The sequence below is a fragment of the Nonomuraea longispora genome, from assembly GCF_004348345.1.
In the GTDB taxonomy this organism is placed as follows: domain Bacteria; phylum Actinomycetota; class Actinomycetes; order Streptosporangiales; family Streptosporangiaceae; genus Nonomuraea; species Nonomuraea longispora.
Genome location: NZ_SMJZ01000268.1, coordinates 1 through 10,318, shown reverse-complemented (window position 1 = coordinate 10,318; position 10,318 = coordinate 1). Strand labels below are relative to the sequence as shown.

11 protein-coding genes are annotated in these 10,318 nt (G+C 71.3%); 6 read left to right on the top strand and 5 right to left on the bottom strand.

The window, feature by feature from the left end:
* On the bottom strand, positions 1 to 404 hold a 404-nt coding region (locus E1267_RS40020), incomplete at its 3' end, for an SWIM zinc finger family protein (protein ID WP_181957907.1).
* Between the two features lie 158 nt (positions 405 to 562).
* On the opposite strand from E1267_RS40020, the gene E1267_RS40015 reads away from it, so the two are divergent.
* The 3 genes from E1267_RS40015 (at position 563) to E1267_RS40005 (ending at position 3,790) form a co-directional block, all read left to right on the top strand.
* Positions 563 to 1,108, top strand: a complete 546-nt coding sequence (locus tag E1267_RS40015; protein WP_246064597.1) for a cupin domain-containing protein — start codon at positions 563 to 565, stop codon at positions 1,106 to 1,108.
* A gap of 192 nt (positions 1,109 to 1,300) precedes the next feature.
* Positions 1,301 to 2,179: an aminoglycoside phosphotransferase family protein gene (locus E1267_RS40010; protein ID WP_246064596.1), complete on the top strand. Its 879-nt coding sequence runs from the start codon at positions 1,301 to 1,303 to the stop codon at positions 2,177 to 2,179.
* Between the two features lie 72 nt (positions 2,180 to 2,251).
* A complete protein-coding gene (locus tag E1267_RS40005) occupies positions 2,252 to 3,790 on the top strand; it encodes an aldehyde dehydrogenase family protein (protein ID WP_132340921.1) in 1,539 nt (512 codons plus the stop codon).
* A 50-nt stretch (positions 3,791 to 3,840) separates the two neighbouring features.
* On the opposite strand, the gene glnII is transcribed toward E1267_RS40005, so the two are convergent.
* The 3 genes from glnII to E1267_RS39990 all read right to left on the bottom strand — a co-directional run bounded on the left by glnII (position 3,841) and on the right by E1267_RS39990 (position 6,598).
* A complete protein-coding gene (gene glnII / locus E1267_RS40000) occupies positions 3,841 to 4,860 on the bottom strand; it encodes a glutamine synthetase (protein ID WP_132340919.1) in 1,020 nt (339 codons plus the stop codon).
* A 100-nt stretch (positions 4,861 to 4,960) separates the two neighbouring features.
* On the bottom strand, positions 4,961 to 5,431 hold the full coding sequence (locus tag E1267_RS39995; protein ID WP_132340917.1) for a hypothetical protein: 471 nt from the start codon (positions 5,429 to 5,431) through the stop codon (positions 4,961 to 4,963).
* A gap of 54 nt (positions 5,432 to 5,485) precedes the next feature.
* Positions 5,486 to 6,598 (bottom strand): NAD(P)/FAD-dependent oxidoreductase, encoded by a 1,113-nt coding sequence (locus E1267_RS39990; protein WP_132340915.1) that lies wholly within the window; start codon positions 6,596 to 6,598, stop codon positions 5,486 to 5,488.
* Positions 6,599 to 6,731: 133 nt separating this feature from the next.
* Here E1267_RS39990 and E1267_RS39985 point away from each other — a divergent pair, with 133 nt between their 5' ends.
* Together E1267_RS39985 and E1267_RS39980 are read left to right on the top strand one after the other, a co-directional pair.
* A complete protein-coding gene (locus E1267_RS39985; protein ID WP_220449903.1) occupies positions 6,732 to 7,904 on the top strand; it encodes a TerC family protein in 1,173 nt (390 codons plus the stop codon).
* 99 nt (positions 7,905 to 8,003) lie between these two features.
* Entirely contained in the window at positions 8,004 to 8,360 is a 357-nt protein-coding gene (locus E1267_RS39980; protein ID WP_132340911.1) for a carboxymuconolactone decarboxylase family protein, read from the top strand.
* Here E1267_RS39980 and E1267_RS39975 read toward each other — a convergent pair.
* Positions 8,339 to 9,493 (bottom strand): PQQ-dependent sugar dehydrogenase, encoded by a 1,155-nt coding sequence (locus E1267_RS39975; protein ID WP_246064594.1) that lies wholly within the window; start codon positions 9,491 to 9,493, stop codon positions 8,339 to 8,341. The two genes, E1267_RS39980 and E1267_RS39975, sit on opposite strands and share 22 nt — an antisense overlap.
* Positions 9,494 to 9,527: 34 nt before the next feature.
* Here E1267_RS39975 and E1267_RS39970 point away from each other — a divergent pair, with 34 nt between their 5' ends.
* Positions 9,528 to 10,277 (top strand): SDR family NAD(P)-dependent oxidoreductase, encoded by a 750-nt coding sequence (locus E1267_RS39970; protein ID WP_132340909.1) that lies wholly within the window; start codon positions 9,528 to 9,530, stop codon positions 10,275 to 10,277.
* Positions 10,278 to 10,318 lie beyond the last annotated feature (41 nt).

Sequence of the window (10,318 nt, the reverse complement as noted above, 5' to 3'; positions counted from 1 at the left end):
TCCCGGGGCCGCCCGGAGTCGTCAACCGGGCGCCGTCCGGCGGCCTCGCTCCTGGCCGCCGGCCGGCTCGCCCGCTCGGCACGGGTCTCCACCCACTCGGTCACCCACCGCGGCGCCGCCTCCTGCGCGGGAACCTCGCCGGCGGACCACAGGAGCAGCAGCCCGAGTGTGTGCTTGCACGGGAACTTACGGCTCGGGCAGCCGCATCGGTAGGCGGGCTCGGTGAGGTCGACACAGGTCAGGTAGAGCTCGGCCCCGCTCCCCTTGCACGCGCCGTAGAGCACCGTGCCCGTCGTGCCGCGCGACGACCACTTCCCAGCCGTCGCCAGCCCTTGGGCCGCCTTCTGGGAGGAGGCGTCGGGGGCCAGAGCGAGCACCTGGTCACGGCTCCACCGTTCGATCACCTGCCGCAGACTAGCCAGCTCGACCGACATTTCGCCCCGAGTCCGGGAGATCTCCGAAAGCACCGGCCGGAAAGGTGCGAACGGACCATCCGGGGCCCGCGCCGGACGGACGGGCCCGCCCCCGCGGCACGCCCTCGCATGGCCATAGGCTTGGCCGGGTGGAGCTAAGGATCTACCCCAGCGGCCCGTCCGTCCAGGTGGCCGACGAGGCCGAGGCGCTGGCCAGCCGGCTCGACGGGCAGCTCGTCCTCGACGGCAACCGCTTCCTGCGCAGGGACGTGACGGGCGCCCCGGTGGCGTTCGTCGAGCGGCCGCCCGTCGCCGAGGCCCTCGACCTGCTTCCCCACCCCGAAGGCGGCTGGTTCAGGGAGACGTGGCGGTCGGCGGTCACGTTCCGGCCGGACGGCTATCCGGGGCCGCGGGCCGGCGCGACCGGCATCTACTTCCTGCTCCAGCCGGGTGAGCGGTCGGTGCCCCACGCGGTGAGGTCCGACGAGGTGTGGTTGTGGCACCGCGGCGGGCCGCTGAGCCTGACCATCGGGGACGACACGGTCACGCTCGGGCCCGACGTCGAACGCGGCCAGGTGCCGCAGGCCGTCGTGCCCGGCGGGGTGTGGCAGTCGGCGCGGCCCGCGGGCGACGAACCGGTGCTGGTGAGCTGCATCGTGTCGCCGGGCTTCGACTTCTCCGACTTCACGGCCTGACCGTCCCGCGCCGGTCGTGATGGCCATGGCTGCCTTTCAGGGGACATTCGCCTCATCCGGAGATCTGCTCGCCAGGGTTGCCGCGCCGGATCGCGGAGCTGGTGCCGCGGCACGCGCGCGGCCGTTGATCCAGTTGACGGACCGGGGCCGGGAACGCTGCTATGGGCCCCGTTCGACACGAGAAAGGTGCCCATGGGCAAGATGCATGCCGAGGAGCTCGACATCGACGCCGGGCTCGTCCGCCGGCTGGTGGCCGGCCAGTTCCCGCAGTGGGCGGGCCTGCCCGTCGAGCCGTTCCCCTCGGGCGGCACGGTCAACGCGATCTTCCGGCTGGGGGACGACCTCGCCGTACGCCTGCCGCGCGTCGCGTGGGGCGTCGACGACGTGGCCAAGGAACACCACTGGCTGCCGAGGCTCGCCCCGCTGCTGCCCGCCGCCATCCCGACGGTGCTCGGCCTGGGCGAGCCCGCCGGGGGTTTCCCCTGGCCGTGGTACGTCTACCGCTGGCTCGACGGCGTCAGCCCCGACCCCGCCCGCCTCGACGACGCCGAGTCGCTGGCGAAGGACCTGGCGGGGTTCGTGGCCGCGTTCCGTCGCGTCGGCCTGCCGGGCGGGCCGGTCGCCTACCGGCAGGGGCCGCTGTCGGCGGTGGACGCCCACACGCGGACCGCGATCGGCGAGCTGGAGGGGATGATCGACACCGGGGCGGCGACCGCGGCGTGGGAGGAGGCGCTGCGGGCTCCCGGGTGGGCGGGCCCGCCCGTGTGGGTGCACTCCGATCTGATGCCCGCCAACCTGCTGGTCGCAGACGGCCGGCTCACTGCGGTGATCGACTTCGCGACCGCAGGCGTGGGCGACCCCGCCTGCGACCTGATCCCGGCCTGGAACCTGCTGCCGCCCGCCGCCCGGCGGACCTTCCGCGACGCGGTGGAAGCCGACGACGCGATGTGGGCCCGCGGGCGCGGCTGGGCGTTGTCGATGGCGCTGATCCAGCTCCCCTACTACACCCGCACCAATCCCTCGATCGCCGCCAACGCGCGGCACGTGATCGACGCCGTGCTGAACAGCTGACAACCGGGGGTCTTCTTGGGTTTTTTCCGGCGAGATGATTGTCTGTCCGGAGGAACTATGAGGAGGGCACCGGTGAGCCGTCAGATCGTTTCCGTGGTCGGTGGCAAGGAAGCCGCCGCCGCCGGCACGTACACATCGCTGAACCCCGCCCGCACGGGCGAGGTCGTGGCCCGGGTCGGGCTGGCCGACGCGGGCACGTTCGCCGCCGCCTGCCGCACCGCCAAGGAGGCCCAGCGCGAGTGGGCCAGGGTGCCGGCTCCCGTGCGCGGCCGCGTGATCGCCTCCATCGGGCGGCTGGTGGAGGCGAACGCCGAGCGGCTGGCGCGGCTGGTGACCGAGGAGATCGGCAAGCCGTACGCCGAGGCGCTGGGCGAGGTCCGCGAGATCGTCGACACGTGCGACTTCTTCCTCGGGGAAGGGCGCAGGTTGTACGGCCAGACGGTCCCGTCGGAGATGCCCGACAAGAACTTGTTCACCTTCCGCAACCCGATCGGCGTGGCGGCGGTCGTCACCGCGGGCAACTTCCCGGTCGCCGTGCCTTCGTGGTATCTGGTGCCGGCCCTGCTCTGCGGCAACGCCGTGGTCTGGAAGCCCGCCGAGTACGCCGCCGCCTCCGCGGAGGCCATGTTCCGGCTGTTCACGGCCGCGGGCCTGCCCGACGGCGTGCTGAACATCGTGTTCGCCGACGGCGCCGGCACCTTCGACGGACTGGAGCTGGCCCTAGGTGAGGGCACGGTGCACAAGGTCGGCTTCACCGGCTCCAGCGAGGTGGGCAGGAAGGTCGGCGAGCTGGCGGGGCGGCACCTGCAGTCGGCCTGCCTGGAGCTGGGCGGCAAGAACCCCATGGTGATCATGCCGGACGCCGAGCTGGACCTGGCGGTCGAGGGGGCGCTGTTCTCGGGCTTCGGCACGGCGGGCCAGCGCTGCACCAGCCTCGGCACGGTCATCGTGCACGAGAGCGTGCACGACGGGTTCGTCGAGCGGTTCGCGCGGGCGCTGAACGCGGCGGCGATCGGCGACCCGGCGGGCGACGTGCTGGCGGGCCCGCTGCTCGACCAGAAGTTCGCCGACCGGTACGAGGAGTACCTGACCTGGCTCCAGCCCCACCACCAGGTCGTGTCAGGAAATGTCGGGCGGATCACGAAGGACAACCCCCGCGGCGGCTTCGACGGCGGCGAGGGCCTCTACTACCACCCGGTCATCGTCGACGGCATCCAGCCGGGTGACCGGTTGTTCCTGGAGGAGACGTTCGGCCCGATCGTGGGCGTGACCTCGTTCGCCACGCTCGACGAGGCCATCGAGCTCGCCAACCTGCCCGGCTACGGCCTGTCGAGCTCCATCTACACCACAAACGCCAAGCACGCCTTCCGTTTCCGCGAGGGCATCTCGGCCGGCATGGTCAGCGTCAACAACTCGACGTCCGGCGCGGAGGCGCACCTGCCGTTCGGCGGCAACGGCAAGTCCGGCAACGGCAGCCGCCAGTCGGGCATGTGGGTGCTCGACCAGTTCACCCGCTGGCAGTCCATGAACTGGGACCATTCGGGCAAGCTGCAGAAGGCTCAGATGGACGTCGCGGAGATCGAGCCGGACCTGGACTTTCGCCTGCCGTGAAAGCGCACGGGGGCTCCCCCCGCGGGGAGCCCCCGGTCAGGCGCGCGAGGTCAGACCTGGCCGGCCTTCTCCAGGGCGGCGCAGCAGGTGCCCACCAGCAGGCGGGTGACCACGTACGGGTCGATGTTGGCGTTGGGGCGGCGGTCCTCGATGTACCCCTTCTTGTCCGCCTCGACCTCCCACGGGATGCGGACGGACGCGCCGCGGTCGGAGACGCCGTAGGTGTACTTGTTCCACGGGGCGGTCTCGTGGTGGCCGGTCAGGCGCAACTCGATGTCGGCCCCGTACTCGGCGACGTGCTCCATCGGCTTGTCGCCCTCGCCGAGCGCCTCGCAGGCGGTGATGATGGCGTCGTAGCCCTCGCGCATGGCGCGGGTGGAGAAGTTGGTGTGCGCGCCGGCGCCGTTCCAGTCGCCGCGGGCGGGCTTGGCGTCGAGCGTGGCCTCCACGCCGAACTCCTCGGCCGTCCGGTAGAGCAGGTAGCGGGCGACCCACAGGTGGTCGGCGACCTCGACCGGACCCGCCGGGCCGACCTGGAACTCCCACTGGCCGGGCATGACCTCGGCGTTGATCCCGGAGATCTTCAGGCCGGCGGCGAGGCAGCGGTCGAGGTGGAGCTCCACGATGTCGCGGCCGAACACGGCCTCGGCGCCGACACCGCAGTAGTAGTGCCCCTGCGGCGCGGGGAAGCCGCCCTCGGGGAAGCCGAGCGGGCGGCTGCCCTTGAAGAAGGTGTACTCCTGCTCGATGCCGAACCAGGAGTCCTGCTCGGCGTACTGCTCGGCGACCGGGCGGAGCAGGGCGCGGGTGTTGCTCGCGTGGGGCTCGCCGTCGGTCTCCTCGACCTCGCACAACACGAGGACGTTGCCGCCGCCGCGGATCGGGTCGGGGCAGGTGAACACCGGGCGCAGCACGCGGTCGGACGCGTGCCCCTTGGCCTGGTTGGTGCTGGAGCCGTCGAAGCCCCAGACCGGAGGCTCGACCCCGTCGGAAAGGATTTTCGTCTTCGAGCGCAGCAGAGCCGTGGGCTCGGTGCCGTCGATCCAGATGTACTCAGCCTTGTAGCTCACGGCGGTCCTTTCGGGGTTCTTTCAGCCACGCCGAGTCTTACGGACGGCCGTTTCCCGATTTTTGCCCGTATGTGAACGCCGTGTTAATCACCGCAGGTCATCAGCTCTCCCGCACGGTGCCGTCGGCCTCCACCGTCAGGACGACGTTCGGGCCGCCTTCCCCGCATTCAGGGCCGTTGGGGAAACGACCCTTCGGGGTGACCGTGAGCGTGTGCTCGGCCACCGGCTCTGAGCCCATGAGCGTCAGCCGCACCTCCACCGGCTGTTTCGGCAGCCCCTGCACCGTGGCGAAACCGACCTTGTCGTCCGTGGGGACCGCGGTCGCCTTGCAGGTGTCGCCATCGCAACCGCCGTCTCCCGTCTCCTGGAACACGCGGAGCTCGGCACGGGCAGGCTTGCACGCGCCGTCCCAGCACACCTGCATCTCGGCGGTCTCCGCCGAGGCGGCGATCGGCGCCTGCACCCGTACCGACACGCCGACCGGGGTGCCTATCGCCGTGCACTCGCTCCCGTCCGAACATCCGCTCAGCGCGACGGCGAACAGGGCGGCGATGAGAGTGAGTCGATGCACATCCCTAGAACGTCGGCGGGCCCGCGCCGGTTCGACGCCTCGCACGCCGCTTTCCTACGCGGATGGCGCGAAGGCGGCGAGCTCGGCGGGAGTGCTCCGCTCCAGGATCGACCGCGCCAGGAGGTCGCCAGCGTATGGCGCCATCGTCAGCCCCACCGCCCCGAACCCGGTCACGACGTGCAGACCCGGCACGCCCGGCAGCGCGCCCACTGCCGGAAGCGCGCCGTCGGCGAGCGGCCGCAGCCCCACCCGGGTCTCGATGAGCGTGGCGTCGGCCAGACCGGGCGCGATCCCGAGCGCGTCGGACAGCACCTGCCGCTGTCCCTCGGCCGTCACACGCGCGTCGAAGCCGCTGCCTGTCTCGCGCGTCGCGCCGGCCGCGACCCGCGAATCGTCGAACGCGACCAGGTAGTGGTGCGACAGCGGGTTGACCGACGGCCAGCCGCTCGTGTCGACGCCGTCCAGCCGCAGGTGGGTGATCTGGCCGCGCTGCGGCTCGACGGCCAGGCGCGTGCCGAACGGCGCGAGCAGGTCGTTGGCCCAGGCTCCCGACGCCACCACGACGTCGTCGGCCTCCAGCGTGCCGGAGCCCGCCTCGACAAGGGGAGCGCCGTGCGGGCGCGGCCGCAGCACCGCCTTCTCCCGCACGTGGACCGCGCCGTGGTGCTCCGCGCCCGCGAGGAGCGCGTCGCGCAGGGTGCGCCCGTCCACCCGGCCGCCGCCCGAGACGAACACGCCCTCCAGGTCGCGGGCCAGCACCGGGCACAGCGCGCGCACGTCGTCGTTGCCGATGCGCCGCACGTCGCCCACGGCTCCGCCCGCCGTGCGGGCGCGCGCCTCGACGCGGGCCTGCGCCTCGGCCAGCCGCGCCGGGTCCGCGCTGACGATGAGCGCGCCCACCCGACGGTAGTCGGTACGCTCGACGCCCGCCTCGGCGAGCAGTTCGATGAGCCGGGGATAGAAGACCGCGCCCGCCGCGTACAGATCGTAGAGGGGGCCGTCGGCGGAGGAGGCCCAGGGCGAGATGATGCCCGCGCTCGCGGCCGTCGCCTGCCCGGTGAGCGCGGCGTCCACGACCGTGACGGCCGCGCCGCGGCGGGCGAGGGCGAAGGCGGCGCTCACGCCGGCGATGCCGCTGCCGATGACGATCACACGGTGCTGGGACACGACGTCCTTTCCGTTGTCTTTGCCGGTGGGCTTTTCGTCAGCTTATCGGCGGCGCGATCGGGTAGCTCTTGCCAGGTTACGAGTCCCGCCCCCCGAGTCGCTCTCGCGACGGCCCGCAGAGAGGGAGCCCGGAGTGGACGTACCCACCGCGGTGTGGTGGCTGACGATCACTGTGATCGCCGGCCTGCTGCTGTTCGACTTCGTCTTCCACGTACGCAAAGCACACATCCCCAACCTGCGCGAGGCGACCTTCTGGTCGGCCCTGTACGTCGGCATCGCCCTGCTGTTCGGCGTGGGCGTGTGGATCTTCGGCGGTTCCGACCCCGGAGCGGAGTATTTCGCCGGCTACGTCACGGAGAAGGCGCTGTCGGTCGACAACCTGTTCGTCTTCCTCGTCATCCTGTCCGGCTTCAAGGTGCCGCGGGCGAGCCAGCAGAAGGTGCTGCTGTTCGGCATCGTGTTCTCGCTGATCGCGCGGAGCGGCTTCATCTGGCTCGGGGCGACGCTGATCGACCGGTTCGCCTGGGTGTTCTACGTGTTCGGCCTCATCCTGCTGCTCACGGCGGGCAACCTGCTCAAGCCCGAGGGCGAGGAGAGTCACGCCTCCGACAACGTCATGGTCCGCCTGGCCCGCAGGTGGCTGCCGGCGTCGGACACGTACGAGGGCGACAGGTTGTTCACCGTCGAGAACGGCCGGCGGGTGATGACGCCGATGATGCTCGTCATGGCCGCCCTCGCCGGCACCGACATCCTCTTCGCCCTCGACTCCATCCCGGCGATCTTCGGCCTGACCCAGAACGTCTACATCGTCTTCACCGCCACCGCGTTCTCCCTGATGGGGCTGAGGCAGCTCTACTTCCTCCTCGACGGCCTGCTCGACCGGCTGATCTACCTGTCGTACGGGCTGGCCGTCATCCTCGGCTTCATCGGCGTGAAGCTGATCCTGCACGCCCTGCACGAGAACAACGTGCCGTTCGTCAACGACGGCGAGCCGGTGCCGGTCGTCGAGATCGGCACCGGGGTGTCCCTGCTGGTGATCATCGGCGTGCTGATCGTGACCGTGGTGGCCTCCCTCGTCAGCGGGCGCGGGCGGGCGCAGAACGCGGTTTCCGCCGCGCGGCGGCACGCGCAGGAGTATCTGGAGGTGGAGCGCGACCCGGAGGTGCGCGAGCACCTCTACCAGCGGCTGCTCCACGAGGAGGCGCAGCTCAGGAGCCTGCCGGAGAAGCACAAGCGGTGGGTACGCGAGGAGGAGAGCCTCATGACGCTCCTGCGCCGCGCTCACGAGGAGCACGACCGAGCCTGACCCCTCCCGTGCGGTGCAACGTTCATGCAACCCCCATTGGCTCAACTCAAGAGGTAGCGATAGATGTGAGAATCCCTTGCGACCAACCGGGAGCGCGCGATGACAGACCCCGCCATGGAGACCGTCGACTCCTTCGGCATGATGGCCGAGCGCCAGTTCGCCGAGGTGTGGTCGAGGACGGCCTTGTCGGACAGGGAACGTCGCCTGCTCCTTCTCGGACTTTCGGTCGGGCAGGGGCTGGACACGATGACGGACGTCCAGCTCGACGCCGCGCTGCGCACGGGCGACCTCACCGAGCCTGAGCTGCGCGAGGTGGTGATCTTTCTCACCCACTACGCCGGGTGGATCCGGGGCGCCAGGCTGAACGGCCAGGTGGAGGAGCTGATCGAGCAGGTGAGGAACAACCCGGCCGGCGACCCGCCAGGGTGCGGCGGTCAGGCGGGGTCGATCCTGTAGAGGGGGCCCTGCAGGCTGAGAGCGTAGACCTCGCCGTCGTGCCCCTCGCCGAACGACGACAGCTGCTCGACCTCGCCGACCTCCGCCGCCTCGCCGGGCGTGCCGGCGGGCGCGGCCTTGATCCAGCCGGCGCAGAAGTCGCCGTACAGGAAGTGTCCCCGCAGCCAGGGGATCTTCTTGCCGCGGTAGACGGGCCCGGCGATCACCGAGCAGTTGCCGTCCTCGCCCAGCGGGTAGACGATCACCGGTTGGGTCAGGTCGTCGCCCTTGCCGCCGTGGAAACGTTCCTTGCCCTCGCGCAGGCTCCAGCCGTAGTTCTCGCCGCCCTTGGAGCCGGCCGGCTGGTGGTCGACCTCCTCCCACTCGTTCTGGCCGACGTCGCCGATCCACAGGTCGCCGGTCTCGCGGTCGAAGGCGAACCGCCAGGGGTTGCGCAGCCCGTACGCCCAGATCTCGCCCTTCGCGCCCTTCCTGCCGGCGAACGGGTTGTCCTTGGGGATCGTGTACGGGTCTCCGCGCGGATCGATGCGCAGGATCTTGCCGAGCAGCGTGCCGAGCTTCTGGCCGTTGCCGAGGGGGTCGCCCGCGCCGCCGCCGTCGCCGAGCGCGATGTAGAGGTGGCCGTCGGGCCCGAAGGCGAGCTGGCCGCCGTTGTGGTTGGCGAACGGCTGCTCCTGGGTGAGCACGTCGCGTCTGGCCGTCGCCTTGGAACCGTCGTAGGCCCATTCGGTGACGTGGGTGTCGCCCTGGGCGTCGGTCCAGTCGAGGTAGACCCACCGCCCGCTGGGATGGAACGCCACGCCGAGCAGCCCTTGCTCGTTGCCGCTGCTCACCTCGCCGGACAGGTCGATCACCGTGTCGCCGGTGGAGGTGCGCAGCCTGCCGCTCTGCTCGGCGACGTAGAGGCGGTCGTCGCCCTCGCGCACGGCGAACGCGACGGGTTTGTCGAACTCGCCGATCTTCGCGAACCGCAGCCTGCCGCGCTCGGCCGGCGTGTCGCTCGCGGTCGCCGACGGGGTAGGGGTGCCGGTGGAAGTCGGGCGGGCCGTTTCTGCGGAGGGGCCGGGCGAGGCGGCCTCGCCCGAGCACGCGGTGAGGGCCACGAGAAGGAGCACGGCCATGAGAGGGCGCACGCCGTCATCCTGTCATGAACGTTAGTGTTCAGGCATGCCTACCGCATTGATCACGGGCGCGACGGCCGGCATCGGCGCCGCCTTCGCCAGGCGCCTGGCCGCCGACGCCTTCTCACTCGTCCTCGTCGCCCGCGACGAGCTGCGGCTCGCCAGGACCGCCGAGCAGCTCCGGCTCCGCTACGGCGTCGAGGTCGAGGTGCTGGCCGCCGACCTGGCGAGCGACGAAGGGATCGCGAGGGTGGAGTCCCGGCTGCGCGACGGGGTGGACCTGCTCGTGAACAACGCGGGGTTCGGCAACGCCGGCAGCTTCCCCGAGGCGCCGGTCGGGGACGAGCTGCGCATGCTCAAGGTGCACTGCGAGGCGGTCCTGCGGCTGACGCTGGCCGCGCTGCCCGCGATGCGGAAGCGCGGCAGGGGCGCGATCGTCAACGTGGCGTCCGCGGCGGCGTTCTTCACCCGCGGCACCTACGGCGCCTCCAAGGCGTGGGTGGTCAGCTTCAGCGAGGCGGCGGCGCACATGGTAGGCCATCCGCGCATCAGGATCATGGCGTTGTGTCCCGGTTTCGTGCGGACCGAGTTTCACCAGCGCGCCGGAATGGACTCTTCGGGCATCCCCGGGCCGCTGTGGCTGAAGGCCGACGACGTGGTCCGCGGGGCGATGCGCGACCTGGCGCTGGGCAAGAGCGTGTCCATCCCGAGCCTGCGCTACAAGGTCGTCGTCGCGGTCGGCCGGCTGGTGCCGCGCAGGGTGCAGGCCATGGTGTCGGCCAGGATCGGCCGCTGACCCCAGTCAAGCCGACCCGGGCCAGAAGGGCGGGCCGAAAG